The sequence below is a fragment of the Streptomyces sp. NPDC004667 genome (assembly GCF_040609475.1).
Classification (GTDB): Bacteria; Actinomycetota; Actinomycetes; order Streptomycetales; family Streptomycetaceae; genus Streptomyces.
Genome location: NZ_JBEXKC010000043.1, coordinates 26,590 through 53,285 on the forward strand (window position 1 = coordinate 26,590; position 26,696 = coordinate 53,285).

General features: G+C 74.4%; 23 protein-coding genes and 1 other RNA gene. 10 read left to right on the forward strand and 14 right to left on the reverse strand.

The window, feature by feature from the left end:
* Positions 1-45 precede the first annotated feature (45 nt).
* A complete protein-coding gene (gene ddaH, locus ABZW32_RS23275; protein WP_356218677.1) occupies positions 46-864 on the reverse strand; it encodes a dimethylargininase in 819 nt (272 codons plus the stop codon).
* A gap of 145 nt (positions 865-1,009) precedes the next feature.
* Here ddaH and ABZW32_RS23280 point away from each other — a divergent pair, with 145 nt between their 5' ends.
* The gene (locus tag ABZW32_RS23280) at positions 1,010-1,639 is read left to right on the forward strand and encodes a TetR/AcrR family transcriptional regulator (protein WP_356218680.1); all 630 of its coding nucleotides are present in this window, start codon (positions 1,010-1,012) and stop codon (positions 1,637-1,639) included.
* 133 nt (positions 1,640-1,772) lie between these two features.
* The gene (locus ABZW32_RS23285; RefSeq protein ID WP_356218683.1) at positions 1,773-2,525 is read left to right on the forward strand and encodes a bifunctional DNA primase/polymerase; all 753 of its coding nucleotides are present in this window, start codon (positions 1,773-1,775) and stop codon (positions 2,523-2,525) included.
* Between the two features lie 139 nt (positions 2,526-2,664).
* Here the strand turns inward: ABZW32_RS23285 and yaaA are convergent, their stop codons facing one another.
* Positions 2,665-3,465 (reverse strand): peroxide stress protein YaaA, encoded by an 801-nt coding sequence (gene yaaA, locus ABZW32_RS23290; protein WP_356218686.1) that lies wholly within the window; start codon positions 3,463-3,465, stop codon positions 2,665-2,667.
* Positions 3,466-3,567: 102 nt separating this feature from the next.
* On the opposite strand from yaaA, the gene ABZW32_RS23295 reads away from it, so the two are divergent.
* Entirely contained in the window at positions 3,568-5,016 is a 1,449-nt protein-coding gene (locus ABZW32_RS23295; RefSeq protein WP_356218689.1) for an RNB domain-containing ribonuclease, read from the forward strand.
* A gap of 6 nt (positions 5,017-5,022) precedes the next feature.
* Here the strand turns inward: ABZW32_RS23295 and ABZW32_RS23300 are convergent, their stop codons facing one another.
* Both ABZW32_RS23300 and ABZW32_RS23305 read right to left on the reverse strand, forming a co-directional pair.
* Positions 5,023-5,856, reverse strand: a complete 834-nt coding sequence (locus ABZW32_RS23300; RefSeq protein ID WP_356218692.1) for a hypothetical protein — start codon at positions 5,854-5,856, stop codon at positions 5,023-5,025.
* Positions 5,853-6,587, reverse strand: a complete 735-nt coding sequence (locus ABZW32_RS23305; RefSeq protein ID WP_356218695.1) for a MerR family transcriptional regulator — start codon at positions 6,585-6,587, stop codon at positions 5,853-5,855. Before ABZW32_RS23305 ends, ABZW32_RS23300 begins: the two co-directional genes overlap by 4 nt.
* Before the next feature lie 78 nt (positions 6,588-6,665).
* Between ABZW32_RS23305 and rnpB the strand changes: the two genes are divergently transcribed.
* Together rnpB and ABZW32_RS23315 are read left to right on the forward strand one after the other, a co-directional pair.
* Positions 6,666-7,068, forward strand: an RNA gene (gene rnpB / locus ABZW32_RS23310) — RNase P RNA component class A.
* 194 nt (positions 7,069-7,262) lie between these two features.
* Positions 7,263-9,245, forward strand: a complete 1,983-nt coding sequence (locus ABZW32_RS23315) for a serine/threonine-protein kinase (protein WP_356218698.1) — start codon at positions 7,263-7,265, stop codon at positions 9,243-9,245.
* Between the two features lie 78 nt (positions 9,246-9,323).
* On the opposite strand, the gene ABZW32_RS23320 is transcribed toward ABZW32_RS23315, so the two are convergent.
* Genes ABZW32_RS23320 through ABZW32_RS23330 form a run of 3 tightly spaced genes read right to left on the reverse strand, consistent with a single transcriptional unit; the run spans position 9,324 to position 12,360 of the window.
* Entirely contained in the window at positions 9,324-10,763 is a 1,440-nt protein-coding gene (locus ABZW32_RS23320) for a bifunctional RNase H/acid phosphatase (RefSeq protein ID WP_356218701.1), read from the reverse strand.
* Positions 10,763-11,506 (reverse strand): C4-type zinc ribbon domain-containing protein, encoded by a 744-nt coding sequence (locus ABZW32_RS23325; protein ID WP_356218795.1) that lies wholly within the window; start codon positions 11,504-11,506, stop codon positions 10,763-10,765. Before ABZW32_RS23325 ends, ABZW32_RS23320 begins: the two co-directional genes overlap by 1 nt.
* A complete protein-coding gene (locus ABZW32_RS23330) occupies positions 11,503-12,360 on the reverse strand; it encodes a Nif3-like dinuclear metal center hexameric protein (RefSeq protein WP_356218704.1) in 858 nt (285 codons plus the stop codon). Before ABZW32_RS23330 ends, ABZW32_RS23325 begins: the two co-directional genes overlap by 4 nt.
* A 370-nt stretch (positions 12,361-12,730) precedes the next feature.
* On the opposite strand from ABZW32_RS23330, the gene ABZW32_RS23335 reads away from it, so the two are divergent.
* The gene (locus ABZW32_RS23335) at positions 12,731-13,798 is read left to right on the forward strand and encodes a hypothetical protein (RefSeq protein ID WP_356218707.1); all 1,068 of its coding nucleotides are present in this window, start codon (positions 12,731-12,733) and stop codon (positions 13,796-13,798) included.
* A 34-nt stretch (positions 13,799-13,832) separates the two neighbouring features.
* A complete protein-coding gene (locus ABZW32_RS23340; protein ID WP_356218710.1) occupies positions 13,833-14,312 on the forward strand; it encodes a hypothetical protein in 480 nt (159 codons plus the stop codon).
* Positions 14,313-14,338: 26 nt separating this feature from the next.
* Here the strand turns inward: ABZW32_RS23340 and ABZW32_RS23345 are convergent, their stop codons facing one another.
* From ABZW32_RS23345 to ABZW32_RS23355, 3 genes are read right to left on the reverse strand one after another with little or no spacing between them, the layout of a single operon-like run.
* Positions 14,339-15,280: a 3-oxoacyl-ACP reductase gene (locus ABZW32_RS23345; protein WP_356218713.1), complete on the reverse strand. Its 942-nt coding sequence runs from the start codon at positions 15,278-15,280 to the stop codon at positions 14,339-14,341.
* 24 nt (positions 15,281-15,304) lie between these two features.
* The gene (locus ABZW32_RS23350) at positions 15,305-16,381 is read right to left on the reverse strand and encodes a Zn-dependent alcohol dehydrogenase (RefSeq protein ID WP_356218716.1); all 1,077 of its coding nucleotides are present in this window, start codon (positions 16,379-16,381) and stop codon (positions 15,305-15,307) included.
* A gap of 48 nt (positions 16,382-16,429) precedes the next feature.
* A complete protein-coding gene (locus ABZW32_RS23355) occupies positions 16,430-17,284 on the reverse strand; it encodes a MaoC/PaaZ C-terminal domain-containing protein (protein WP_356218719.1) in 855 nt (284 codons plus the stop codon).
* A gap of 265 nt (positions 17,285-17,549) precedes the next feature.
* Here ABZW32_RS23355 and ABZW32_RS23360 point away from each other — a divergent pair, with 265 nt between their 5' ends.
* A complete protein-coding gene (locus tag ABZW32_RS23360; protein WP_356218798.1) occupies positions 17,550-17,909 on the forward strand; it encodes a DNA-binding response regulator in 360 nt (119 codons plus the stop codon).
* Between the two features lie 100 nt (positions 17,910-18,009).
* On the opposite strand, the gene ABZW32_RS23365 is transcribed toward ABZW32_RS23360, so the two are convergent.
* A complete protein-coding gene (locus ABZW32_RS23365) occupies positions 18,010-19,314 on the reverse strand; it encodes a cytochrome P450 (protein ID WP_356218722.1) in 1,305 nt (434 codons plus the stop codon).
* A gap of 217 nt (positions 19,315-19,531) precedes the next feature.
* Here ABZW32_RS23365 and ABZW32_RS23370 point away from each other — a divergent pair, with 217 nt between their 5' ends.
* Positions 19,532-20,596, forward strand: a complete 1,065-nt coding sequence (locus ABZW32_RS23370) for an amidohydrolase family protein (RefSeq protein WP_356218725.1) — start codon at positions 19,532-19,534, stop codon at positions 20,594-20,596.
* Between the two features lie 96 nt (positions 20,597-20,692).
* On the opposite strand, the gene ABZW32_RS23375 is transcribed toward ABZW32_RS23370, so the two are convergent.
* Together ABZW32_RS23375 and ABZW32_RS23380 are read right to left on the reverse strand one after the other, a co-directional pair.
* Complete coding sequence (locus tag ABZW32_RS23375) at positions 20,693-21,877, reverse strand: lipid-transfer protein (protein WP_356218728.1); 1,185 nt, start codon at positions 21,875-21,877, stop codon at positions 20,693-20,695.
* Between the two features lie 20 nt (positions 21,878-21,897).
* On the reverse strand, positions 21,898-24,042 hold the full coding sequence (locus tag ABZW32_RS23380) for an acyl-CoA dehydrogenase family protein (protein ID WP_356218730.1): 2,145 nt from the start codon (positions 24,040-24,042) through the stop codon (positions 21,898-21,900).
* A gap of 221 nt (positions 24,043-24,263) precedes the next feature.
* On the opposite strand from ABZW32_RS23380, the gene ABZW32_RS23385 reads away from it, so the two are divergent.
* Positions 24,264-24,602: a hypothetical protein gene (locus ABZW32_RS23385; protein WP_356218733.1), complete on the forward strand. Its 339-nt coding sequence runs from the start codon at positions 24,264-24,266 to the stop codon at positions 24,600-24,602.
* Between the two features lie 34 nt (positions 24,603-24,636).
* Here the strand turns inward: ABZW32_RS23385 and ABZW32_RS23390 are convergent, their stop codons facing one another.
* Positions 24,637-26,625 (reverse strand): serine/threonine-protein kinase, encoded by a 1,989-nt coding sequence (locus tag ABZW32_RS23390; protein ID WP_356218736.1) that lies wholly within the window; start codon positions 26,623-26,625, stop codon positions 24,637-24,639.
* Between the last annotated feature and the right edge of the window lie 71 nt (positions 26,626-26,696).

Consider the following 26,696-nt stretch of genomic DNA (forward strand, 5'->3'; position numbering starts at 1 on the left):
CGTACGGGAACGCGGCCCCGGCGGGTGGAGCCGGGGCCGCCGGGGTCACTGCTCCCGGGGCCTCAGCTCCTGGGTGCAGCACTTGACGCTGCCGCCACCCTTGAGCAGCTCGCCCAGGTCCATCGGCACCGGTTCGAAGCCGCGCTCGCGCAGCGGGGCGATCAGCCCGGTCGCGGCCTGCGGGAGCAGCACGTGGCGCCCGTCGGAGACCGAGTTCAGGCCGAAGGCCGCCGCGTCCTCGGCGTCCACGATCAGGGCGTCCGGGAAGAGCCTCCGCAGTACGGCCCGGCTGCCCGGCGAGAACGCCGGCGGGTGGTACATGATCTCGTCGCCGTCGAGGACGCAGAGCGCCGTGTCCAGGTGGTAGTAGCGCGGGTCCACCAGGTCGAGTCCGATGACGGGGCGGCCGAAGAACTCCTGCGCCTCGTCGTGCGAGAGCGGGCTGCTGCGGAAGCCGCGGCCCGCCAGGATGTACGTGGCGGTGACGGCGAAGTCGCCCTCGCCCTCGTTGACGTGCGAGGGCTCGTGGACGTCGGTGAAGCCGTTCGCCCGGAACCAGTCGAGGTGGATCTCCGCCTCGGCGGCGCGCTCGGGGTAGGCGAACCGGGCGCCGAGCACCCTGCCGTCGACGACGAGGGCCCCGTTCGCGGCGTAGACCATGTCGGGCAGGCCGGGGTGCGGTTCGAGGATCTCGACGGTGTGGCCGAGGGAGCGGTAGCGGTCCCTCAGGTCTTCCCACTGGGCGTGTGCGAGGGGCAGGTCCACCGGTTTCGTGGGATCCATCCACGGGTTGATGGAGTACGTGACCTTGAAGTGTGCGGGTGGGCACATCAGGTAGCGCCGGGGTGTGGCGTCTCTGCGCAAAGAAGGCTCCTCACGACTGCGGACTCACGTGCGTGCGTCTGTGGAAAGAATCGTCTCTCCTCAAGCGCGGACGCGCAGTGAACTGATGGGGTGGTTTACGCGATGGATGAAAGACGAGACGTCTCGCATTGATACGTTGGGCGTCATGAGCAAGTCCCCCGACGCCTCCCGCCGCAGTGAGCGCTCGCGGCGCGCCATCCTCGACGCCTCGCTCGCACTGGTGGGCGAGGTCGGCTACAACAAGCTGACCATCGAGGCCATCGCCGCCCGGGCGGGCGTCGGCAAGCAGACCATCTACCGCTGGTGGCCCTCGAAGGCGGCCGTCCTGCTGGACGCCTCGCTGGCACGGTCCGGGGAGGCCGTGGAGGAGGGCGGGTGGACGGGCTTCCCCGACACCGGAGACCTGGCGGCCGACCTCAAGACGGTCCTGCGGGCCACGGTGGACCAGTTCCTCGACGAGCGGTACGAGGCGCCCACCCGCGCCCTCACGGCCGCCGGCGCGACCGACCCCGAGCTGGGGGCCCGCTTCACCGGGCAGCTCCTCGAACCCCAGCTCGCCCTGTACGAAGCCCGGTTGCGCATCGCCGTGGACGGTGGGCTGCTCCCTGCGGACACCGACCTGCGCCTGTTGGTGGAGATGCTGGTGGGACCGCTGACGTACCGGTGGCTGCTGAGGACCGCGCCGCTCACGCACGCGCACACGGACGCGCTGGTGGACGCGGCGCTGCGCGGGGTGGGATACGTCACCACCCGCCCGGCCGCCGCCGGGGCCTGACCCGGCGGCCGAGAACATATGGCCGAATTCTATGGTTATGGGAGGGCCCAGATCGGGGGGTGCGGTCACCCGGGACTCAGGATGGTGGGACGATGGGACGGTCTTCCGGGGCAACGTTGAGGTGAGGGGATAGATGGGGTCCGAGTCCGGCCGCGTCAAACGCGGCGAGCAGAGCAGGATGTCCCAGTGGCTGCGCCGGCGCCGCAAACCCGCCCCGACCGAAGACCCCGCGGGTGCCCGCGAGGCCCTCCTGCTGGCCGTCGCCGCCGCCGGACTGCCGCTCGCCCCCGCCGCGCACCCCGCCGGCTACCGATGTTCGTGCGACCGCATCGGCTGCCCCACCCCCGCGCGGCACCCGGTCTCCTTCGCCTGGCAGACCCAGTCGACCACCGACCGCGCGCAGATCGAACGCTGGGCCCGCAACCAGCCGCAGGCCAACTTCATCACCGCCACCGGCATGGTCCACGACGTCCTCGACGTCCCGCTGGAAGCCGGACGCAGCGCCCTGGAACGCCTGCTGGCCGCCGGCATCGAGGTCGGACCGGTCGCCGAATCGGGCGGCACGGGGGACCACGCCCGGATGCTCTTCTTCACGGCGACCCGCGGGACGCCGGAGGACGAGGACGAATGGTGGCCCTGCGAACTGGACTGCCACCCCGAGACCATGGACGAACACCCCGGCCTGCGCTGGCACTGCCGCGGCAGCTACGTCCTCCTCCCCCCGGCCACCCTCCCCGGGGAGTTCTCGGTGAGCTGGCTGCGCGACATGGTGCACCCGCTCCCGGACCCGCTGACCCTGCTGGAAACCCTCACGGACGCCTGCGCCCAGTACGCGGGCACCGCCGACCAGACCCCCGCCACCGTCGCCTGGCCCCTGGGGCGCTGACCCCGGGGCCGCCCCCGGCCGCACGCCCGGCCCGCCGACGGGGCCGGGCCCCGGCCGACGGGTCCACGGCCGCGACGGGGGCCGCCGACGGGGTCCGCCCGGGACACCGCACCCGGCGGGACCCGGCCCCGGCCCGGCCTCAGTGGATCTGGCTCACGACCACGTCGAGGGACCACGGCTTCAGGGGCTTCGCCGGTGCCTGCGCCTCGACCGCGTACCCCAGGTCCCGCAGGGCGGTGACGAGTTCCGCCGGGGACCCGGGGACGGACCCGGCCAGCAGCAGGTCCCGTACCAGCCTCCCCTTGGTGGCCTTGTTGAAGTGGCTCACCACCGACCGCTTCTCCACCCCGTCCACGACCTGCGCGTGCAGCACCCGTACCGTGGCCGTCCGCCCCGCCGTCTCCCCCTTCGGCTTCCACGCCGCCCCGTACGCCGCGGACCGCAGGTCCAGCACCAGCCCGTCGCCCGCCGCCTCCGGCATCACCGAGGCCATCGGGGTGCGCCAGTACGCCCCCAGGGCGCCCAGCGCGGGCAGCTTGACCCCCATCGAGCAGCGGTAGGACGGGATCCGGTCGGTCACCCGCACGGCGCCCCACAGCCCCGAGAACACCAGCAGCGACCGCTCCGCGAGCTCCCGCGCCGGGGCGGGCAGAGCGGCCAGGCCGAGCGCGTCGTAGAGCACCCCGGTGTAGATCTCCCCCGCCGGCCGGGCCGGCGCGTCGAGCAGCCCGGCGTTCTTCGCCACCTCGCCGCGCAGCCCCTCGCTCAGCCCCAGGACCTCGCGCGCCTTCAGCTCGTCCCCGGAGCACAGTCCGACGAGTTCCTCCAGGACGGCCGCCCGCGCCCCCGCGAGACCCGGCAGGGACAGGGAGCCGGGCTCCAGCGGTGCGCCGGAGCCGCCGGCGGCCTTTCCCTCGGAGGGCGGCAGCAGCACGAGCACGGTGGTTCTCCTTCGACAAGACGCGGCGCAGGGGGTGCGGCCCCCGAGCCAGGGTAGACCGCTCGCCGCGCCGCCCCGGCCCGTCGGCCCTACGCTCGACCCATGCCACGCCGTCACCTGCACATGACCGGCGCAGAGGGGGCTGCCCTGCGGGCCGCGCTGCGCGACCTGCGCACACGGCTGGGCGTGCCCGCCGCCTTCCCGGCCGAGGTCCTCGCCGAGGCCGAACGGGCCGCCGCCGCCCCGCGGCTGCCGGCCGAGGACGCCACCGACCTGGAGCTGTTCACCATCGACCCCCCGGGCTCGGTCGACCTCGACCAGGCCATGCACCTGGCACTGCGGCCGGCCGGCGGCGGCTACCGCGTGCACTACGCCATCGCCGACGTCGCCGCCTTCGTCACCCCGGGCGGCGCCCTCGACGCCGAGGCCCACCGCCGGGTCAACACCCTCTACTTCCCCGACGAGCGGATCCCGCTGCACCCGGCCGTCCTCTCGGAGGACGCGGCCAGCCTGCTGCCCGGCCGGACCCGCCCGGCCCTGCTCTGGCGCCTCGACCTGGACGCCGACGGCCGCGTCGAGACCGCCGGGGTGCGCCGGGCCCTGGTCCGCAGCCGGGCGCGGCTCGACTACGACGGCGTCCAGAAGGCCATCGACTCCGGCACCGCGGAGCCCGCCCTGGCCCTGCTGAAGATCGTCGGAACGCTGCGGGAGGCCCTGGAGACGGAGCGCGGCGGGATCTCCCTGAACGTCCCGGAGCAGGAGGTCGTGGAAGGAGCCGACGGCTCGTACTCCCTGACCTACCGCGCCCCGCTGCCCGCCGACGGCTGGAACGCGCAGATCTCCCTGATGACCGGCATGGCCGCGGCCGACCTCATGATCGCCACCGGCACCGGCGTCCTGCGCACCCTCCCCGCCGCCCCCGACGGCGCGGTCGGCCGGCTGCGGCGGGCCGCGAAGGCCCTGCGCATCGACTGGCCGCACCACGTCCCGTACGCGGCGCTCGTGCGCTCCCTCGACCCGCACCTGCCCGCGCACGCCGCCTTCCTCCAGGAGTGCACGGCCCTGCTGCGCGGCGCCGGGTACACGGTGTTCACCGGCGGGCGGACCCCGGACCCGGCCCTGCACTCCGCGGTCGCGGCCCCGTACGCGCACTGCACGGCCCCGCTGCGCCGCCTGGTCGACCGGTACACCGGCGAGCTGTGCGTGGCCGCGTCGGCCGGGGCCGAACCCCCGCAGTGGGCCGTCGGGGCGCTGGAGGCGCTGCCGCACGAGATGGCGGAGGGCAGCCGGCTGGCGAACTCCGTGGAGCGGGAGTCCGTGGACCTGGTGGAGGCGGCCGTGCTCAAGGACCGGATCGGGGAGACCTTCGAGGCGACGGTGATCGACATCAGGGAGCAGGAGCCGCGGGTGGGCACCGTCCACCTGGAGGACCCGGCGGTGGTGGGCCGCGTCGAGTCCCCGGCGGCGCCGCTGCCCCTCGGCGACCGGATCCGGGTCCGCCTCACCCAGGCCGACCCGGGCACCGCGAAGATCCTCTTCGCCCCGGCGTAGGGACCCTCACGGGGGCGCGGGTCGCCGTACCGCGCCGACCACGGCGCGCGGGTCGTCCGCGTGGAAGCGGATCGTACGGGCCGACGCGCGGGCGCCGAGCGGCCTGCGGAACTCCAGTGGCCGGTTCAGTTCCAGGGTCACCGTGGTCTGGCTGCCCACGATCAGGTCGAGCACCCCGCCCTCGGAGAGGGTGACGAGCCGGCCCTCCGGATAACGCCGCTCCACCCGCACGGAGGCCACCGCGTCCGGCGGGACGGCCAGGTCGAACAGGGCGCCGTAGCGGATCCGCAGCGAGCCGTCGGGCCGCACCACGTGCGGCCGGGTCACGCAGGCGGCGTGCAGGGCGAGCACCAGCAGCACCCCGTACACGTCGAGGACGAGGACCACCCGGTGGACGGCGGGCCAGGGGATCAGCAGCGCCAGCCCGACGGTCTCGATCACCGACACGAAGAGCAGTCCGTACATCATCGCCGTCTGCGGTCCGGTGTACGCGGCGGCGAGGTCCCCGGGGCGCACCCCGTGGGTGCGGCGCGCCACCCAGCGGCCGAGGGCGGCGGCGGCCCGCAGCTCGTGCAGCAGCAGGCGGCGCACCGGCTCGGGAACCACGGTGCGGACCGCGTCCCGGCGGGCTTCGCGCGGGGTGCGGCCCCGCGCGCGGGCAGCCGCGTACAGCGACCGCAGCACGCGGGCCTCCAGCAGCAGTACGCCGCACACCAGCAGCTCGGCCGCGACCGGCAGCCAGCCGGGGGGCCGCAGCCCGGCGGCGAGGCAGGCGACGAGGAGCAGCTCGCCCGGGATCACGGCGGCGGCCGCGATCCGGGCCGCGCGCAGGGCGCTCACCCGCGGCCCCGCTCCACGAACGCCGCCATCACGCGGCGTACGACCTCGGCCTGGGCGGGCGCGTACTCGGCGAGCAGCGCCTCCTGGAAGCCGGGCACGACCGGCCCGTCCGCCGGGACGGCGTCCAGCAGCCCGGCGGGGACCGCCGCCACGAACGCGTCGGCGAGGGGGCCGATGCGGGGGTCGTCGACGGGGGCCGCGGCCAGCTCGTCGAGCCGCTCGTAGAGGGCGAGGACGGCCGGGTCTGCGGCCAGCGGGGCGAGCGCGGCGTACGTCTCCTCGCCGGCCGCTCCGGTGGCGTCGAGCAGGGTGAGGTGCTCGCGGTCCTTGGCCGCGGACGGGGAGGTGGTCGCGGGTGCCCGTGCGAGCAGCGCGGCGAGGCCGGGCGAGACGGGCTCCCCCTCCCCCGGCCCGGCCGCGAGCAGCGCCGCGAGCCTTCGGCGGCGCTCGCGGAGTTCGGCCTCCTGGCGGGCGAGGTCGGCGTCGAGCGCGGCGAGTACGTCGGCCGGCTCGCGCCCCGCGTCGTCGGCCAGCACGCCGCGCACCTCGTCCAGGCCGAGCCCGAGCTCGGTGAGCCGGCGCACCCGCGCGAGCAGGACGGCGTCGCGCACCGTGTAGGCCCGGTATCCGTTGGGGCGCCGCTCGGGTTCCGGGAGCAGCCCGACGTGGTGGTAGTGCCGGATCGCCCGGGTGGTGGTCCCGACGAGCGCGGCGATCTCTCCGATCCGCATGGGGTCCAGTAGAAACCCTGCCGCTGCGTCAAGGTCAAGCCGCCGTGGAGGGCCGGGTAGCATGGTCGGCACGACAGACGAGTCGGCCGGGCGGCCGCGTCGGGGTCCCCGGATCCCGCCGAGGAACGTCCGGGCTCCACAGGGCAGGGTGGTGGGTAACGCCCACCCGGGGTGACCCGCGGGACAGTGCCACAGAAAACAGACCGCCGGGGACTTCGGTCCCCGGTAAGGGTGAAACGGTGGTGTAAGAGACCACCAGCGCCTGAGGTGACTCAGGCGGCTAGGTAAACCCCACCTGGAGCAAGGTCAAGAGGATCCGTCCCCGGACGGGTCTGCGCGAACGCTTGAGGGCTGCCCGCCCGATGTTCGCGGGTAGACCGCACGAGGCCGGCGGCAACGCCGGTCCTAGATGGATGGCCGTCTCCCCGGCGACCGCGAGGTCTCCGGGCGACAGAACCCGGCGTACAGGCCGGCTCGTCTGCCGTATCCCTTCCTCCACTCCTCCCCCGCTTCCGGGGCAGGGGTGTCTCCCCGCGCGGCGGCGTGCGCGCGACTCCCGCTGCCGGACCGGAACATGAGCGGCGGTCAGCCGGACAAAACGTCGAAGCGCGCCATCGGGCGTCCCGGAGATGAGACGCTCCGCCTGCGAGCCTGCGCGGACAGAAGGAAGCACCCGTGAGCACCCATGGCCCCGGCGGGCGGGTCGACCCCGCCCATCCCGGTGATCCGGCGACGATCGGCCCCTACCGGATCATCGGCCGTCTCGGCACCGGAGGCATGGGCACCGTCCACGCCGGTCTCGACCCCCGGGGCGTACGGGTCGCGGTCAAGGCCGTGCACCGGGCGCAGGCCCAGGACCCGGAGTTCCGGGCCCGGTTCCGCCGCGAGGTCGCCCTGTCCTCGCGCGTGCAGGGGCCCTGCCTGGTCCCCCTGCTGGCCGCCGACACGGAGACCGGGTCCCCGTGGCTGGCGACCGCGTACGTGCCCGGACCGACCCTCGCCCAGCACCTGCACGCGTACGGGCCGCTCACGGGCGGCACGCTGCACGCCTTCGCGGCCGGCACCGCGCAGGCCCTCGCCGCGATCCACCGCGCGGACGTGGTGCACCGGGACGTGAAGCCGCAGAACGTCATCCTCAGTCCGGCGGGGCCGAGGGTCCTGGACTTCGGCATCGCCCACGCCGCCGACGGGACGTCCGTGACCCGGACCGGTGTGATGACCGGTACGCCGGGCTGGATCAGCCCGGAGCACTACCGCACGGGCACCTCGGGCCCGGCCGGTGACGTGTTCGCCTGGGGGGCCCTCGTCGCCCACGCGGCGACCGGCCGGCTCCCCTTCGGGTCGGGCGCGCCCGACGTGGTCGCCTTCCGCATCCTGTCCGGCGAGGCCGACCTCGGCGGCGTGCCCGCGGCCCTGCAGGAGGTCCTGGAGCAGGCCCTCGCGAAGGACCCGGACGACCGGCCGACGGCCGCGCGGGCCGCCGAACGGTGCGCGGCCCTGCTGTGCGCCCAGGCCACGCAGGTCCTCGTGCCCGGCACGGACCCGACCCTGGCCGGCGACCCCGTCCGCGCCGCATGGCACGTGCCCGCCCTCCACGACCCCGCCTGGCCCGGTCCGGCGGCCCCCCGGCGGGGGCGTCTGCTGCTCGCCGTCGCCGTGGGTGCGGCCGCTGCGGGCGGGCTCGTCGGCGGGCTCCTCGCCCTGCCCGCCACCCGGGCCGAGCAGGCGGCCCGTCCCGTGGCCGACGCGAGCGCCGACCCCGCCGGAGCGGCGCACACCACGGGCACCCCGGCCGCCCCCGCCGGCGGCAGCGGCAGCCCGTCGGCCGCGGGCTCCGACGCCGGTACGACGGACACCGCGCCGACCCTCGCGACCTGGCGAGCGGCCCGCGCCGCCCAGACGCCGGCCGAGAACGACGCCCGGGGGTCCATGGGGACCGGAGCCTGGATCGACGCCGCCACCTACCCCGACCAGGACTTCTCCCTCGGCTTCCACCAGCCCCGGGGGGAGGTGTACATCACCTCCGGCGGGCGGGAACTCGACTTCGGGGCGATCCACGAGGTCGCCAGGACCGCCTGTCTGGGGCTGCGGGACCTCCGTACCGCCTACCCGGACCTCCCGTACCGCACCTTCGTGATCGTCGACACCGGGCGCCGGGGAGGCCCCGCGGTCGTCTGGTCCGACGACTTCCGCTCCAACACCGCCTGCTCGACGTCCATGACCGACCGCACCACCGCCCCCGCGGCGGGGCAGGCGGCCGGCTGGTACCCCGACGCGGGAGGCCTCGCCGCCGCTCAGGTGCCCTCCAGCGACCCGGACGAGATCCGCATCGCCGACCGGATCGCCACGTCGCTCATCCGGGCGTGGAACGGCAACGCCCACGACGACGGCTACCGTCGGCTCGGCCACGACAACCTGAGCGTCGGGTTCGACCCCGCGAACCGGGTGATGTACGTGTGGGCGACCAAACCCGCGTGGGACGGGGCCACCCGCGGCGACTGGGCGCAGCAGGCCGCGCGGCAGTCCTGCGGGGACCTGGCCGCCGCGGCGGCGGAAGTGGCGAGCTGGCCCTACGCGAGGTACGCGGTCCTCGTCGAGGACCCCATCGCCGGCGACGCGTTCCTGCGCTGGGGCTCCACCGGAGCCTGCGGGGCCTGACGGCCGTCCCGGCGCCACCGGCCGGAGACGACGGAAGGACCCCCGCCCAGTGGGCGGGGGTCCTTCCGTTCCGCTGCGCTACCGCAGGTGCGAGGTGTCGTTCAGGAGGCGGACCGAGGCGTTGCCGTCGGCGTAGTAGGCGACCGCCGACAGGGAGGCCGCGGACAGCTCCATCTTGAACAGGGACTCCGGCGGCGCGCCCAGCGCGAGGCGGACCAGCGTCTTGACCGGGGTCACGTGGGTCACCAGCAGCACGGTGCGGCCCGCGTGGGCGGACAGCAGCCGGTCGCGGGCCGCCGAGACACGGCGGGTGACGGCCGTGAAGCTCTCGCCGCCGCCGGTCGGGGCCGCCTTCGGGGAGTCCAGCCAGGCCTGGAGGTCGTCCGGGAAGCGCTCGCGCACCTCGGCGAAGGTCAGACCCTCCCAGGCACCGAAGTCCGTCTCGCGCAGGCCCTCCTCGACCGTGACCGGCAGCCCGAGGCGGTCGGCGACGGCCTGGGCGGTCTCCCGGCAGCGGCGCAGCGGGGAGCTGACGACGGCCTGTACGGTGCCCCGCGCGGCCAGCGCCTCGGCGACGGCCTCGGCCTGGCGGCGGCCGGCCGGGGACAGCTCCGGGTCGGTGCCGCCGCTGCCGGAGAAGCGCTTCTGCGGAGTGAGGGCGGTCTCGCCGTGCCGCAGCAGCACGAAGGTGGCGGGCGCGCCCATGTCGGGCCCCCATCCGGTGCCGGTGCCTCCGGCGGTCCGGGTGGCTTGGCCGCCACCGGACCCGGCCGCGGGGCGCGGGCCGGTGCCCGTACCCGTGCCGGTGCCCGTACCGGAGGCCTCGACTCCGACCGTGGCGCCGGGCGTGCGCGTCCCGGCGGCGCCGAACAGCGCGTCGGTGTCGCGCGCCACCACGGCGGCGGCGCGGACGGCGGCCTCCGCGGAGGCGTCAGCGTCCGGGGCGGCGTCGCCGAACAGGGTGTCCGCCCCGGCCGCGCGGGTTCCCGTACCACCGCCGGAGGCCATCGCGGCGCGGACGGCCGCCGCGCCCTTCGTCGCGTCGCCGGGGGGACCGGACGGCGGGGCGGCGGCGAAGGCCGTGGAGCGGGACGGTTCCCACTGCGCTCCGCGCTTGCCCGCGTCCATCGCCTCGTTGGCGAGCCGGTCGGCGTGCTTGTTGCGCTCGCGCGGGATCCACTCGTAGGTGACCTGCGCGCGCGGAAGGACCTTCGCGGCCTCTGCCGCGAGCGGCTTCATGTCGGGGTGCTTGATCTTCCAGCGGCCCGACATCTGCTCGACGACGAGCTTGGAGTCCATCCGGACCAGGACCGTCGCGTCCGGCGCCAGCTCATGCGCCGCCCTCAGGCCGGCGATCAGGCCCTTGTACTCGGCGACGTTGTTCGTCGCGACGCCGATGAACTCGGCGCGTTCGGCCAGGGTCTCCCCCGTCGCCGGGTCGAGGACGACCGCGCCGTAGCCGGCGGGACCCGGGTTGCCCCGGGAACCGCCGTCCGCCTCCACGACGAAACGCGGCATCAGATGCCCGAGTCCGCCGCACGGACCAGGATGCGGCCGCAGTTCTCGTGCCGGACGACCTGGTCGCGGGCCGCGGCCTTGATCTCGTTGACCTCGGCCATGTCCAGCTCCAGGCGGCAGCCCTCGCAGCGGCGCTGGTACAGGCGGGCCGCGCCGACGCCGCCCTGCTTGACGCGGATCTTCTCGTACAGGGCCATCAGGTCGGACGGCATGGAGCCGACGATGACCTCGCGGTCCTTGTCGATCTTCGCGACCTCGGTGTCGATCTCGCCGGTGGCGGCGTCGCGGCGCGCGGTGGCGTCGACGAGCTTGGCCTCCAGGGCGGCGACCCGCTCCTTCAGCTCGGTGACGCGCTCCTGCGCGGCCTCCAGGCGCTCCATGACCTCCAGGACCACGTCCTCCAGGTCACCCTGCCGCTTGGCGAGGGAGACGACCTCGCTCTGGAGGTTCGCCAGGTCCCGGGCCGAGATGCCGACGCCGGTGTCCAGGCGCTGCTGGTCGCGGGCCGCGCGCTGGCGGACCTGGTCGACGTCCTGCTCCGCCTTGGTCTGCTCGCGGGCGGCGTCGCTGGCCTGGGTCTGCGCGGCGACGAGCAGGTCGCGCTGCTGGCTGAGGTCCTTGGTCAGGGAGTCGACCTCGGTGTGCTCCGGGAGCGACTTGCGCTTGTGGGCGAGCTGAGACAGCCGGACGTCCAGGGCCTGGACGTCGAGAAGTCGGATCTGGTCGGCGGGCTCGGCGTTCAGTTGGGGGCTCCAGAGATAGAGGGGGAGGTGACGGACGGCGCGTGCGCCGTCCACGGGTCGGTGACCGTGCGCGAGACGTGGGTCCGCAGACCCCAGCCGTGGCGCTCGGAGATCGCGTCGAGCTGCGCGGCGGCCTGCTCGCACCAGGGCCACTCGGTGGCCCAGTGGGCGGCGTCGACGAGGGCCAGCGGGCTCTGCTCGCGGGCCTCGGACGCCGGGTGGTGGCGCAGGTCGGCGGTGAGGAAGGCGTCCACGCCGGCGGCGCGGACCTGCTCGAAGAGGCTGTCGCCGGAGCCGCCGCTGACGGCGACGGTACGGATCAGCGCGTCCGGGTCGCCCGCGGCGCGGATGCCCTGCGTGGTCGACGGCAGCCGGGACGCGGCGCGGGCCGCGAACTCGCGGAGGGTCTCGGGGTGGTCCAGCACGCAGATCCGGCCGAGGCCCCGGCGGCCGGCCGGGTCGGTGGGGTCGGGCACGAGCGGGCCGGTGACGCGCAGGTCGAGGGCGCCGGCGAGGGCGTCGGAGACACCGGGGTCGGCGGTGTCGGCGTTGGTGTGGGCGACGTGCAGCGCGATGTCGTTCTTGATCAGCGTGTGCACGGCGCGGCCCTTGAAGGTGCCCGCCTCGACGGTGGTGGTGCCGCGCAGATAGAGGGGGTGGTGGGTGACGAGCAGGTCGGCACCCAGCTCCACCGCCTCGTCGACGATGTCCTGTACGGGGTCGACGGCGAAGAGCACCCGGGTGACCTCGGCATCGGGGTCGCCGCAGACGGTGCCGACGGCGTCCCACTGCTCGGCCCGCGAGGGGGGCCAGAGAGCGTCCAGCGCGGCGATGACTTCAGAGAGGCGAGGCACAGGCCAAGGTTACCGTTCCTTTTTTACGGGCTCCCTCGCCTCCGGGGCGCCGGAGCCTGGCTCACACCGCCGTGCGTCCTCGAAAACCGCTCGTTCCTCGCGGTTTCCTGCGGGCGCTCGGCGCTGTTCCCCAGGCGCGCCCCTTCGGCTCGGGAGCCCGGTGCCGGCTGCGGGGAAAGAAGGGGCCGTGGCGTTGCTCGGACAGAGGGGCCGCCTCTGGCCCCAAACGCCCCGATATGGAACAGCACAGCCACACCCCCCGCCACCGGTGAATCGGCCCGCGGCCACCCGTACGTGTGAAGCCCGCCGAGTCGTGCGCGACCCCGGGGGCCTCGAAAACTAGCTTCCTCATCCGGAGGTGACGGCCCGGATGACTGTCTGCGCCATCGAGATCACGACGACCGCCCCGTTCACGATCGCCGCCGACGGGGCGTATGCCGCGCGGCTGGCCGGGGAGGGGCAGGCGCGCTACCCGGAGCGCTGGACGCTGGGCGGGCCCGAGCCGTACGCGGTGCCGTTGCCGCTCGCGCAGCCGGAGGAGGCCGACAGCGAGGTGCTGGCGCTGACCGACGGGCGGGTGCTGATCCACCGCCGGGTCGCCGACCGGCACGCGTTCGCGCTGCTCTACCCGTCGGGCGCCGCGACCGGGCCGCGCACCGGGGAGCTCCAGCTCGGCGCGCTGCCCGCCGAGGAGGGCGTACGGGTCCGCCTGCTGCCGCCCTCCCCCGACGGACACGGGGCCTACGCCCTGGCGGTGGGGCCCACGGAGAGCACCGTCTGGCAGGTCGCCGGCGCCCCCGGCGGGCCGCGCCGGGTCGCCGTCCTGCCGGGGCGCTGCTCCGGCGGGGTGTGGCTGGACCGGGTCGGCCGCCTGCTGTCCCTGGACCACGAGCTGGACGGCCGGACCAAGGCCGTCGCCGTGGACCTGGAGCGGAGCGGCGAGGTCAGCCCGCTGCTCCAGATCGCCGAGGACAGCGACGACCGGCTCCTGCTCGCCGCACCCGACAGCGGGCTGCTGCTGATCCGCTCCGACGCCCCGGGCGAACCCCGGCTCGGCTGGGGGGTGCTGGGCAGTGCCCGCCCGGTCCGCTTCCCGGAGTGCCTGCGCATCGCGGGCGCGCACCCCTTCGCCGTGCAGCCGGGCCAGGCCCTGATGCCGGAGACGTGCGGGGTCGCGCTGCGGGTCGGCGAGGCGGAGCTCGTGCTGTGGCGGCCGGCCGACCGCGGCGTCTTCCGGTGCGCCGCCCCGGTGGGCTGGCTCGGCACCGGCCTGTGGACCCCGCAGGGCCGGCTGCACCTCCCGTACGCCACCCCGGAGGTCCCCTGCGGGATCGTCGGCATCGGCCAGCCCGCCGCCCCGCCCCCGCCGGTCCGCCTGGACCCCCCGCCGGCCCCGCCCCTGCGCCCGGTACCCCTCCAGCAGGCCCCGCTGGGCTGAGCCGCGGGCCGCGCCGTACGGGCACAATGACCGTGTGGGCAGCCGGATCGACCTCTTCAGACTCTTCAGCTACCGGCCGTGCGGGCACGACCTGCTGGTGCGCGTGGTCCGGCCCGCCGCCGCGAACGCCGATCAGCGGGCGCTGGACGCCGCCGACGCCGTCGCGGACTCGGCGACGCGGCGGCTCACCACCCGGTGGGAGCAGGAGCACCTGCGGTCCGGATGCCCCCACCGGCACACGTCGAGCCTGGTCGCCGAGATGCAGGAGGCACCCGTCGGGGAGGAGCTGTACGGCTCGGGCCGGCGCCGGCTCGGGGTGTGGGTGGCGCGCACGGAGTACGGCGCGCCGTGGATGGTCCTGGGGACCGCACCGACCGAAGCGGAGTTCTGGGAAGAGGTCCGGGACGACCCGGACCTCCTCGGTCTCGGCCCCCTGGCGCCCGCCGAACTGCGCCGGGTGTGCTTCCTGACCGACGAGGACGGACCGGACCCGTCGGGCCCGGTCCGTCCCTGAGCGGCCCGCGCGCCACGGCCCCCGCGCTAGCCGTGCTTGAGGCCCAGGACCTCGGGCGCCGCGAAGGTCTCGTTCGGCGGGCGGGAGTCGTAGTGCGGGGTGAGGAGCCCGTCGAGCTCCTCGTAGGAGAAGGACTCCTTGGCGGTGTCGAACTTGGCCGCCACCCTGGGGCGTTCCATCACGACCACGATCCCGCCGTGCACGACGAACAGCTGCCCGTTGGCCTTCGCCGAGGCCGGCGAGGCCAGGTAGCCGACCAGCGGGGCGACGTGCTCGGGGGCGAGGGCGTCGAGTTTGCCCTCCTCCGGCTCCTGGAAGCCCGCGAAGACGTCCTCGGTCATCCGGGTGCGGGCGCGCGGGCAGATGGCGTTGGCCGTCACCCCGTACTTGGCCAGGGCCAGGGCGGTCGAGGTGGTCAGGCCCACGATGCCGCCCTTGGCGGCCGCGTAGTTGGGCTGGCCCGCCGAGCCGCCGAGGAAGGCCTCGGAGGAGGTGTTGACGATCCGGCCGTAGACCGGGCCGCCCGCCGCCTTGGAGCGTTCCCGCCAGTGCGCGGAGGCGAAGTGGGTGGTGTTGAAGTGCCCCTTGAGGTGGACCCGGATCACCGAGTCCCACTCCTCCTCCGACATGGAGAAGATCATCCGGTCCCGCAGGATGCCCGCGTTGTTGACGAGGACGTCCAGCTTCCCGAACGAGGAGACGGCCAGTTCCACCAGGTCCCGGGCCTGCTCGAAGTCGGCCACGTCACCGAGGTGCGCCACCGCCGATCCGCCCGCCGCCCGGATCTCGGCGGCCACCTCCTCGGCCGGGGCGGCGGACGCCTCCCCCGAGCCGTCCCGGCCGCTCTGGCCGAAGTCGTTGACGACCACGCTCGCGCCGAGGCGGGCCAGTTCGAGCGCCTCGGCCCGGCCGAGCCCGCGGCCGGCGCCGGTGACGATGGCGCTGAGCCCCTCAAGTGGCAGTGACATCTACCGGATTCCTCTCAGAGCGGGTCAGAGTTCGATGCAGGTGCGCAGCGCGACGCCGGTGCGCATCTGGTCGAGGGCGTCGTTGATCTCGGTGAGGTGGACCCGGTGGGTGATCAGGCCCTCCAGGTCGACCCGGCCGGCCCGCCACAGGGCGATGGTGCGCTCGTAGGAGCGGAGCACGTCCCCGCCCCCGTACATCGACGGGAGGATCTTCTTCTCGTCGAAGAACAGCGAGAACATGTCGACCTGGAAGGTGTCGTCGAGGGCGCCCGCGCCGACGATGACGACGCTGCCGCCGCGCCGGGTCGCCTTGTAGGCGGTCTGCGCGGTGGCGGACTTGCCGACGACCTCGAAGACGTAGTCGAAGCCCTCGCCGGAGGTGATGCGGTTCTTGGCGTCGTCCAGGGCCTCGGGGGCCACGGCCTCCGTGGCGCCGAAGCGCAGGGCCGCCTCGCGCCGGGAGGCGACGGGGTCGACGGCGATGATCTGGGCGGCGCCCTGGAGCCTGGCGCCCTGGATGACGGAGATGCCGACGCCGCCGCAGCCGATGACGGCGACCGAGGAACCGGCCTCCACCTTCGCGGTGTTGATGGCGGCACCCAGTCCGGTGGTGACGCCGCAGCCGATGAGGGCGGCGATGTCGAAGGGCACGTCGTCGGGGATCGGGACGGCGCACTTGGCGTCGACGACGAGTTCCTCGGCGAAGGTGCCGGTGGCGGCGAAGCCGAAGACGTCCCCGCCCGCGCGCCGGAAGTTGGGGGTGCCCGCGTTGACGAGGCTCTCCAGACAGAGGTGGCCCTGCCCGCGCTTGCAGGCCGCGCAGTGCCCGCAGGGCGGCAGCCAGCAGACCAGGACCCGGTCGCCCTGCTTGAGGTGGGTGACCCCGTCGCCGACGTCGGCGATCACCCCGGAGCCCTCGTGGCCGGGGATGAAGGGGGCCGGCTGCGGCAGCACGCCGTTCATCGCGGAGAGGTCGGAGTGGCACAGGCCGGTGGCCCTGATGCGGATCTTCACCTTGCCGGGGCCCGGGCCCACGGCCTCCATGTCGTCGACGACCTCCAGCTTGTCCTGGCCTATCTCGCTCTGCAGTGCTGCGCGCACGGTGCGGCTCCTTCTGTGGTCGCAGGTCGGACTGTCTTGCGCGTGGTCCTACGCGTGTTCGACGACGGTGTCGGCGAGGACCGGGGCGTCGTCCCGGTCGACGGCGGTCACCGAGACCAGGACGCGGCCCGTCTCCTGCCACATCCGGATGCGCAGCATCTCGCCGGGGAAGACGATCCCGGCGAAGCGCGTGCGGTAGGCGCGGACCCGGGAGACGTCGCCGCCGAGGACGGTGTCGACGACGGCCTTGAGGGTCATCCCGTACGAGCACAGGCCGTGCAGGATCGGCCGGTCGAAGCCGGCCAGCTTGGCGAACTCCGGGTCGGCGTGCAGGGGGTTCCAGTCCCCGGAGAGCCGGTAGAGCAGGGCCTGCTCCTCGCGGATGGCGCGCTCCTCGGTGCGGTCGGGGGCCCGCTCGGGCTGCTCGGCCCTGACGGAGGGCCCGCGCTCGCCACCGAAGCCGCCTTCTCCCCGGACGAAGAGCTGCGCGTCGCTGGTCCACAGCGGCCCGTCGGCGTCCGCGACCTCGGAGCGCAGCACGATCACGGCCGCCTTGCCCTTGTCGTAGACCGCGGCGACCTTGGAGGTGGAGGTGGCCCGCCCCTTGACGGGGATCGGGCGGTGCAGCTCGATGGAGTGGCCGCCGTGCAGGACGGCGGCGAGGTTCACGTCGATGCCGGGGGCCGCGAGGCCGCCCAGCATGGCCATGCCGGCGCCGGCGACGGTCGCGAAGCTGGGCAGCACGTGGAGCTTGGACTCCAGGGTGTAGCGCAGCTCGTCGGGGTCGGTGGCCGGGAGCCCGGCACCGAGGCCGAGGTGGTAGAGCTGGATGTCCTTGTGGTCCCAGCCGATGTCCCCCTGGCGGGGTTCGGCGGCGAGGGCCTTGGCGGCATCGATCGGCATGGGGATGCTGCTCCCTGGGTCGGGGCGCCGCGGCCTGCGCGAGCACCGCTGCCTTGGAAGACCTCGGCGCGGCCGTCCGCACCGTCAGCCGCACCGAGGTCGTACGCGGAACCGTTCTAGAACGCGTTCTAGCGTCGGCTGAAGGAATGTATAACGCACGCCCGATCACTTGGGAAGACTCCTGACTTCACGTCAGATCAGGTGGTGGGGTGGCGTGTTGCCCCCTGTCCCAGGTGGGGGGCGTTACGCTGCGCCGGTGGACGAAATGCCCGTGACGCACCGGCCCGCCCGCTCCCTGCGCGTCCTGCTCGACCCGCCCAACCCGGCCCTCGCGGTCCATCTGGGCCTCCAGCCGGACATCGAGGTGGTCACCTCCGCGACGGCCCGGCCGGCGGTGGCGCTGGTGGAGGACCTCGCCTCGGTGACGGCCCTGCTGGAGGACGATCCGGAGTGCCGGGTCCTGGTCGCCACCGGCTCGGCCCATCCCGGACTGCGGGAAGCGGCCCTCGCGGCGGGCGCCGCGGGGCTGGTCCTGCGGGACGGGCCGGTCGCGGACCTGGCGGAGTGCATGCGCCGCGCGGCCACGGGCGAGACGGTGGTGGACCCGGCCCTCGCGGGCCCGTAGCAGCCGGGCGCGCGGAAGCCCTCCGCCGGCAGCGCGGAGGGCTTCGTACGGGGCTCCGTACGGGGGCTTCGTACGGAGGACTCCGAGCGGAGGGGCGTTCCTACCGCGCCGGGGCGGTCCAGTCGTCGACCGTCCGCGAGGGGTCCAGCGCCACGGGCAGCTTCTCCAGTCCCCGGAAGGCCGGGAACGGCCCCTTGAGCCAGTCCCCGGCGTCGGAGTCCGGCAGCGCCAGGACCATGTCGGGGAAGCGGTCGAGCAGCGCGGTGAGGCAGATCTCCAGCTCCAGCCGGGCCAGCGGGGCGCCCAGGCAGAAGTGGGGGCCGAAGCCGAAGCCGAGGTGTTCGCGCTGGAGGTGTTCGCGGGTGATGTCCAGGGTGTCCGGCTCGGGGAACTTCTCCGGGTCGCGATTGGCGGCGGTCAGGGCGATCTGCACGATCGCGCCCTGCGGAATGAGCGTTCCGCCGATTTCCACGTCCTCCAGCGCATACCGGAAGGTGGAGGTTTCCACGGAGCCTTCGTAGCGGAGGAGTTCCTCGATGGCCTGCGGCAGGAGTTCGCGGTCCTCCTGCAGCGCCCTCAGCTGTTCGGGGTGGGTGAGCAGGTTGAAGACGGAATTGCCGATCTGCAGGGTGGTCGTCTTGTGCCCGGCGAAGAGCAGCACCCAGATCATCGAGACGAGTTCGTCGTCGGTCAGCGGTTCTTCCTCGTGCCGCGTCTGCACGAGGACCGTCAGGAAGTCGTCCGTGGGATTCGCGCGGGTGCGCCGGATGTGCTCGGTGAAGTAGTCCCGCAGCCAGTGCTCGGCCTCGACGAGGTCTTCCTTCATGTCCTTGCTGAACCGGGAGCGCGTCACGACCGAGAACCACTTCAGGACCTCGGTGCGCTCGGCCCCGACGATGCCGAGCAGCTCGCAGATGACCATGACGGGCAGCGGCAGCGCGAATTCCTTCATCAGGTCGACGGGCTCGTCCGTCGGGCACCGGTCCAGGAGCTCGTTGGCGAGCTCCTCGATGTGCGGGCGCAGGTCCTTGACGTGGCGCGGGGTGAACGCGGTCTTCGCGATGTGGCGCAGCCGGGTGTGCCGGGGCGGGTCCGCGAAGAGGAGGTTGTCGTCGAGCGTCTCGCAGGCGTCCCCGAAGAGCGCGTGGTAGAGGTCGATGGCCTCGTGCATGTCCTTGCCGATGCGCGGATCGGCGAGGGCCGCGTGGGCCTCCTCGTAGCGGGTGATGAGGTACGTGTCCACGCCGTGGCGGGGGGTGAGCCGGGCGACGGGGGCCTGTTCGCGCAGCACCTTGTAGACCGGATGGGGGCACTGCCGGTATTCCGGCGTACTCAGGGTCGCCGCCTTCACCGCATCGCCCAGCGCGAGGCCGTCGTTCACCGCCGCGGTCGGTTCAGTCGTCACGCGCAGAAACCTTTCGCTTTTCCCGGAACGGACAGTCGGCTCCTTTCCCCGGGCGCGTCGTGGACGAAACCGCATTGACCCGTTCGGAGCCTAAAGCCCCTTCCGGTGAATGTCCGGCGGAAAGCGGCCGGGGCCCGCCCTAGGGTGTGCCGTGATCCCCTTTTCGCGCCCGATGGACCCGTTGAACCCGATGAAACCGATGAAAGGGAATGCGCGCATGCCGGAATACGGAGCGATCGGTATCACCGCCGGCGGAACGGCACGGCCGGACGCGGCGGCCCCGGCGGCGGCTTTGGCGGGCGGTGAGGACGACGGCAGCCGGGCCGTGATCGACGTCCACCACCACTTCTGCCCGCCCGCCTGGCGCGAGTGGGCGGAGCGGCGCGGGCTGGTGAACCCGAAGGCGATGGCCCTGTGGGCGCGCTGGGACGCGGAGACCGCGCTGGAGCTGATGGACCGGGCGGGAATCGCCACCGCCGTCCTCAAGCCGATGATGTACGCCCGCTACGAGAACTCCGCGCAGCTGCGCGAGGCGACGACGGTGACCCTGCGGGCGGCGGTGGAGGCCGTCGAGGCGCATCCGGGGCGGTTCGTCTTCCACACCCCGCTGTTCCTGGAGGACCCGGAGGTGTCCTCGTGGGCGCTGCGGTACGGCCTGGACGAGCTGGGCGCGGTCGGGGTGAACGTGACCGCCAACCACGCCGGCGTCTACCTCGGCGACCCCTCCTACGACGGGATCTTCGCCGAGCTCGACGAGCGGTCGGCGGTCGTCGACACCCACCCGCACAACCTGCCCGGCGGCGTGCCCGGCGGCCCGCCCGGCGCGCCGACCGTGCCGGGGCTGCCGAACTTCCTGTGCGACTTCCTCCTCGACACCACCCGCGCCGCCGCGAACATGATCCGCAACCGGACGCTGGACCGCTTCCCGAACCTGTCGGTGATCCTGCCGCACGGCGGCGGCTTCCTCCCGCACATCGCGGCCCGGCTGGAGGCCTTCGCGCACTCCTTCGACCCGCCGGTGGAACCCGCCGCCGTACGGGACCACCTGCACCGCTTCTACTACGACACCGCCGGCCCGCTGTCCCCGGCGGGCACCCTGCTGGCCACGGTGTCCCCGGACCGGATCCTCTTCGGCAGCGACTGGCCGGCCTGCCCCGCCGCCGTGGTCACGGACGTCGCGGTGCCGGCGCTGGCCGCCGACCCGGCGTTCACCCCGGCGCTGCGCCGGGCCGTGAACCGGGAGAACGCGCTGCGCCTGATGCCGGCCCTGGCGCACGTCTGACACGCCGCCCCGGCGGGCCGCCCAGCCCGCCCCGGCCGCTCGCCGGGGCGGGCACGGGCACGGGCGGGGCCGTTGCGGACGGCCGTTGCGGACCCGTCAGCGGCGCAGCAGGGTGACCACCGCCGCGCCGCCCAGCCCGATGTTGTGCGCCAGCCCGACCCCGGCTCCGGGGACCTGCCGTGGCCCGGCCTCGCCGCGCAGCTGCCAGACCAGCTCGGCGGCCTGCGCGAGGCCCGTGGCGCCCAGCGGGTGGCCCTTGGAGATCAGGCCGCCCGACGGGTTGACGACCCAGCGGCCGCCGTAGGTGGTGGCGCCGCTCTCGACGAGCGCGCCGGAGGCCCCGTCGGCGCACATGCCGAGCGCCTCGTAGGTGAGGAGTTCGTTGACGGAGAAGCAGTCGTGCAGCTCGATGACGTCGACGTCCTCGATGCCGAGACCGGAGGCCTCGTAGACCTGCCGGGCGGCGGCGGCCGTCATGGGCTTGCCGACGACGTCGATGCAGGAGCCGCCGAAGCTGTCCGCGGTGTCGGTGGTCATGGCCTGGGCGACGATCTCCACCGCCCTGTCGTGCAGCCCGTGCCGGACGACGAACCGCTCCGAGACGACCAGGGCGGCCGCCGCGCCGTCCGAGGTGGGCGAGCACTGGAGTTTGGTCAGCGGATCGTGGATGGTCTTCGCGGCGAGGATCTCCTCCACCGTGTACACGTCCTGGAACTGGGCGTTCGGGTTGTTGGCGGAGTGCCGGTGGTTCTTGGCGCCCACCGCCGCGAGCTGCGCGGCCGTGGTCCCGTAGCGCTCCATGTGCTCGCGGGCGGCGTTCCCGAAGATCTGCGCGGTGGGCGGGGACATCTCGAAGCCGTGCCCGGCGGCCATGATCCCGTAGTGCCGGGCGACCGGGCTCGTCTTGAAGTCGCCGCCGTCGGCGCCGCCGCCCAGCGCTCCGCGCTTCATCTTCTCGAAGCCGAGCGCGAGGACGCAGTCGCTGATCCCGCCCTGCACGAACTGCCGGGCCATCATCAGGGCCGTGGAGCCGGTGGCGCAGTTGTTGTTGACGTTGTAGACGGGCACCCCGGTCAGGCCCAGTTCGTACGCGGCCCGCTGGCCCGCGGTGGAGGCCTGGAAGCAGTAGCCGACGGGCACCTGCTCGACGAGCCCGTAGTCCACGCCCGCGTCGGCCAGCGCCGCCGCACCGGCCTCCCGCACCATGTCCCAGTACTGCCAGTCGCGCGATTCCGGCTTCTCGAACTTCGTCATGCCGACGCCGACGATGTAGGCCTTCATCTGGTGCCTTCCCTTCCCCTTCAGTCCCGCGGGAGGCCGAGGATGCGCTCGGCGACGACGTTGAGCTGGACCTGTGTGGTGCCCCCGGCGATGGTCAGGCAGCGGGACATGAGCATGCCGTGAACGGCCCGCTCCCCCGCCCCCTCCCGCACCGCGCCCGCCGGGCCCAGCAGTTCGAGCGCGAGCTCGGCGGTCCGCTGCTGGTGGGGGGTCTGGACGAGTTTGCGTACGGACGCGCCCGCGCCGGGCTCCAGCCCGGACACCTGCTGGAGGGTGGTGCGCAGGCCGATGCAGGCGAGGGCGTGCGCCTCGGCGGCCAGGGCGCCGATCCGGGCCCGGCCCGCGCCGTCGAGGTCGGCGGAGCGGGCGATGAGGGCTTCGAGGCCGGTGTCGAAGGTCATCTGGTCGGCCATGTGGACGCGTTCGTTGCCGAGGGTGTTGCGGGCGACCTTCCAGCCGCCGTCGGCCGCGCCGACCAGCGCGTCGGCGGGCAGCTCTACGTCGTCGAAGTACACCTCGTTGAAGAGGGCCTCGCCGGTGATCTCCCTGAGCGGGCGCACGTCGATCCCGCGCGCCCGCTTCATGTCGACGACGAAGTACCCGAGCCCCTTGTGCTTGGGCGCCCGCGGGTCGGTCCGGGCGAGCAGGATCCCGAAGTCGGCGCTGTGCGCGGAACTCGTCCACACCTTCTGTCCGTTGACCTTCCAGGTGCCGTCCTCGCCCCGCTCCGCCTTCGTCCGCAGCGAGGCGAGGTCGGAGCCGGCGCCCGGCTCGGAGAAGAGCTGGCACCAGGTGACGTCCCCGCGCAGGGTCGGCAGCAGGTACCGCTCGCGCTGCTCGGGCGTCCCGTAGGCCAGCAGCGAGGGCACCACCCAGGTGGCGATCCCGAGGTCGGCGAGCCTGACCCCGGCCTCCTTCAGCTCCTGCTGGACGACGAGCTGCTCGACCGGGCCCGCCCCGAGCCCGTAGGGCGGGGGCAGGTAGGGGGCCGCGTAGCCGGTGGGGGCCAGGATCCGGCGGGCGGCGGCCGGGTCGAGGCCGCGCGCGGCCGCGATGGCGGTGCGGGCCCGCTCCCGGTGGGCCTCGGCCTCCGCCGGGAGTTCCAGGCGCAGTTCGCGCCGTGCGCCGTCGGCCGCGAGCCGCACGGCCCGCACCCGGTGGCCGTCGCCGGAGCCGAGGAGCTGGCGGGCGACCAGCGCACGGCGCAGGTAGACGTGGGCGTCGTGCTCCCAGGTGAAGCCGATCCCGCCGAGCACCTGGATGCAGTCCTTGGCGCAGGAGTAGGCCGCGTCCAGGGCCGTCCCGGCGGCCAGCGCCGCGGCGAGCGAGCGTACGTCGGGGTCCTCGTCCAGTGCCTGGTCCAGAGCCCGGGCCGCGTCCCAGGCCAGCGCGCGGGCCTGCTCCAGGCGCACCAGCATGTCGGCGCACAGGTGCTTGATCCCCTGGAACTGCCCGATGGGCCGCCCGAACTGCTCGCGCACCTTGGCGTATTCGGCGGCGGTGTGCACCGCCCATGCGGCGGTGCCGCAGGCGTCGGCGGCGAAGAGCGCGCAGGCCGCGTCCCGCACCAGGGCCGCGTCCAGCGCCAGCAGCCGCCCGGGCGGTACGGCGACCCCGCGCGCCCGCACCTCGGCGGTGGGCCTGGTCGGGTCGGCGCTCTCGTGGGTGCGGACGTCCAGCGCGGCGGCGTCCACCGCGAACCACAGGGTGCCGTGCGCGGCCTCGGCGGCCAGCACCACCAGGTCGGCCTCGCCCGCCCCGAGCACCGGGGGCGCGGTCCCGTCGAGCAGGTACCCGCCGCCCCCGACGGCCACCGCGGTCAGCGTGCCGGGCCCCAGCGCCACGGCCCCGACCCGCCCCTCCAGGGGCTCGGCCCCGGCCCGCCCCAGGAGTACGGACGCCAGCGCGCTCGGCAGGAACGGCCCGGGCAGCGCCCCGCGCGCGGCCTCCTCGATCACGACGGCGAGGTCGAGGAGGGTGCCGCCCTCCAGGTGCGGGGCGTGCAGTCCGGATGCGACGAGCCCGTCCCAGTAGCCGGGCCGCTCCCCGGTCCGCGGGGCGGTGTCGAGCAGCTTGCGCACTTCCTCGGGCGGCACGGCGCGCGCCACCCAGCCGCGCATCGCGTCGGCCAACTCCCGTTGTTCCCGTGTGATTCCGATGCCCATGCGCGGCAGAGTAGAACACGTTCCATTCTGACGGAAGGTCAGAAATGAAACGTGTTCTCACGTTCCGGGCGCCGCGCGGGACTCCCGGCGGCATGCCTCCGTCCACGGGGCCGAAGAGGTGATCGCACTCTGCGTCCGGCGCGCATGATCGTTTCTCCTCGTCCGGTCCTCACTACGGTGCGACCGTCCGACGTTCCAGGCAGTGGAAGTGGGTTGTTCCCGTGCGCATTCGCACCACCCTGACGGCCGCCCTCGGCGCCCTCGCCCTCATCGTCGCCGTCCCCGGCTCGGCCTCCGCCGCCCTGGGCGAGTTCAGCTACCGCTACGTGAACCAGCTCGGCGTCACCGTCCCCGGAGCCCTCCTCGACCCGGTGTCGGGGGAGTGCATCAACGTCCCCGAACTCCTCGCCGACTCGGACGCCCACTCCCCCCACAACCTCACCAACTCCACGGCGACCGTCTTCCTCGACAAGGACTGCGACGGGGACGTCTACTACACGATGGCGCCCGGCAAGAGGCTCGGGGAGCGGCTCCACTTCCGCTCCGTCATCTTCTCCTGACCTACGGGCAGGGGGGCAGCGCCCGGCCCGTAGGTCAGGAGCGGCCGTAGTAGTAGCCGTCCCCGTGGGCCGGGCCCACGTTGTGCTGGATGCCGCTCGGGTCGCTGCGGGTGAAGAAGGACGGGTCCAGGTTTCCGCAGAACTGGTTGTTCGACCGGCCCTGGTCCACCGTCGCCGTGCTGATGTTGATCCGGGCGCCGCCGTTGCCCGCCGAGGACACCCGAGCCGTGTACTCGCAGTGCCCCAACTGGGTGTCGGCGATCATCCGCACCGCCCCGGACTTGGCCACGATCACCGTGTCCGGCTGGCCGATGTTGAAGTCGGCCCCGTAGCGCCAGGACCCCACGAAGTACGCGGGCACCGGCCCGTTGTCGGAGGAGCCCCCGCCGCCCGGCGACCCGGAGCCGCCCGGCTGCGTGCCCGAGGCCCCGCCCTGGGCACCACCCGCGGCGGCGCCGCCGGCCGCCGCACCGGAACCCTTGGTCGGATCGGTGCCCGTGCCACCGGCCCCGCCCGGACTCCCCGCGCCGCCGCCCGGGTTCCCCGCACCACCGCCCTGCGCACCCCCACCCCCGGCGGCCGCGCCGCCCTGCGCCGCACCACCCTGCGCGGCGCCGCCCTGCGCCCCGCCGGGCACGGCCCCGCCCGGCACGGCACCGCCGGCCTGCCCCGGCGACTGCCCCGGCGGCTGCCCCGGGACGGAGGGCCCCGCGGACCCCGACGCACCCGGCGTCGGCGACCCGCTCACCCCCGGCGGGGACCCGGCCACCGCGCCGGGATCCACGGGAGCGCTCGCGGCCGGCGGCGACGCCTTCGCGGCGCCCCCACCGTCACTGCCGAAGGGCTGGATCAGCGCCACCGTGCCGCCGCCCACCGTGACCACGAGGACGACCGGCACCGCGACCGTCCACCGCCGCCGCGCCCGCCGCCGCTCCCCCTCGGGAGCCGTGCCCCCGGCCACCGGAGCCACCACCGGCACCACCGGCACCACCGGGGGCCCGTCGGCCGCGTCCTTCTTCCGCAGGTCGACCGTCACCCGGTCGGTGGGCACGGCCTCCTCCCTCGCCGGCGGCGCCACCTCCGCGTCCAGCAGCTGCGCCGCCTGCTGCGCGAGCCGCGCCACCACCTTGGGCGGCAGCCACGCCCCGGCCCGCTTCGCCGGACGGACCCGCTCCGGGTCCGCCAGCAGCTCGGCCACCCCGGGCCGCTCGTCCACGTCCTTGACCAGGCAGCGCCCGATGAAGGCGCGCAGCGCCTCGTCCTCGACCGCCTCCAGCGCGGGCTCGCCCTCCACGATCTGGAACATCACGGCGTGCTGGTTGCTGGCCCCGTGCCCGAAGGGCAGCTTGCCCGTGGCCGCGTACACGAGCACGCAGCCCAGGGTGAAGACGTCGCTCTTGGCCCCGGCCCGCTGCCCGCGGACCTGCTCGGGCGACATGAACCCGGGCGAGCCGACCACCATGCCGGTGCTGGTGAGCAGCGACTCGACGGAGGTCTCCAGGGCCCGCGAGATCCCGAAGTCGATGACCCGGGTGCCCTCGACGGTCAGCATCACGTTCGACGGCTTGAGGTCGCGGTGCACGATCCCCGCCGAGTGGATGTCCTCCAGCGCCCGCAGCAGCCCGTCCGCGAGGGCGTGCACGGAGTCCGCGGGCAGCGGCCCGTACCGGCGCACGATCTGCTCCAGCGAGAGCCCGGGAACGTATCCCGTGGCCACCCAGGGCCGCTCCGCGTCCGGGTCCGCCTCCAGGACGGGCGCGGTGTACCGCTCGCCGACCCGCCGGGCCGCGTCGATCTCCCGGCGGAAGCGGGCCCGGAACGACTCGTTCGAGACGTGTTCCTCGTGCACCACCTTCACCGCGACCGTACGCCCGCCCTCGGACCGGGCCAGGTACACCCGCCCCATGCCCCCGGCGCCGAGCCGCCCGAGCAGCAGGTACGGCCCGATCCGGCTCGGGTCCCCGGCCGCGAGCGGCCTGACGCCCCCGTCGACGTTGTCGTCGTCGCTTAACGCACCGCTCATCCCGACCGCCCCCCGGTGATCCCCTGTGGTCGCCCGACCCGGCCGTCCGGCCGGTCGAACCCGCCACAGGA

Excerpts from the sequence above, each read along its gene's own strand:
- ABZW32_RS23280 (WP_356218680.1), top strand. The coding sequence starts at position 1,010 with ATGAGCAAGTCCCCCGACGCCTCCCGCCGCAGTGAGCGCTCGCGGCGC.
- ABZW32_RS23285 (WP_356218683.1), top strand. The coding sequence starts at position 1,773 with ATGGGGTCCGAGTCCGGCCGCGTCAAACGCGGCGAGCAGAGCAGGATG.
- ABZW32_RS23295 (WP_356218689.1), top strand. The coding sequence starts at position 3,568 with ATGCCACGCCGTCACCTGCACATGACCGGCGCAGAGGGGGCTGCCCTG.
- ABZW32_RS23305 (WP_356218695.1), bottom strand. The coding sequence starts at position 6,587 with ATGCGGATCGGAGAGATCGCCGCGCTCGTCGGGACCACCACCCGGGCG.
- ABZW32_RS23320 (WP_356218701.1), bottom strand. The coding sequence starts at position 10,763 with ATGCCGCGTTTCGTCGTGGAGGCGGACGGCGGTTCCCGGGGCAACCCG.
- ABZW32_RS23335 (WP_356218707.1), top strand. The coding sequence starts at position 12,731 with ATGACTGTCTGCGCCATCGAGATCACGACGACCGCCCCGTTCACGATC.
- ABZW32_RS23345 (WP_356218713.1), bottom strand. The coding sequence starts at position 15,280 with ATGTCACTGCCACTTGAGGGGCTCAGCGCCATCGTCACCGGCGCCGGC.
- ABZW32_RS23355 (WP_356218719.1), bottom strand. The coding sequence starts at position 17,284 with ATGCCGATCGATGCCGCCAAGGCCCTCGCCGCCGAACCCCGCCAGGGG.
- ABZW32_RS23360 (WP_356218798.1), top strand. The coding sequence starts at position 17,550 with ATGCCCGTGACGCACCGGCCCGCCCGCTCCCTGCGCGTCCTGCTCGAC.
- ABZW32_RS23370 (WP_356218725.1), top strand. The coding sequence starts at position 19,532 with ATGCCGGAATACGGAGCGATCGGTATCACCGCCGGCGGAACGGCACGG.
- ABZW32_RS23375 (WP_356218728.1), bottom strand. The coding sequence starts at position 21,877 with ATGAAGGCCTACATCGTCGGCGTCGGCATGACGAAGTTCGAGAAGCCG.
- ABZW32_RS23380 (WP_356218730.1), bottom strand. The coding sequence starts at position 24,042 with ATGGGCATCGGAATCACACGGGAACAACGGGAGTTGGCCGACGCGATG.
- ABZW32_RS23390 (WP_356218736.1), bottom strand. The coding sequence starts at position 26,625 with ATGAGCGGTGCGTTAAGCGACGACGACAACGTCGACGGGGGCGTCAGG.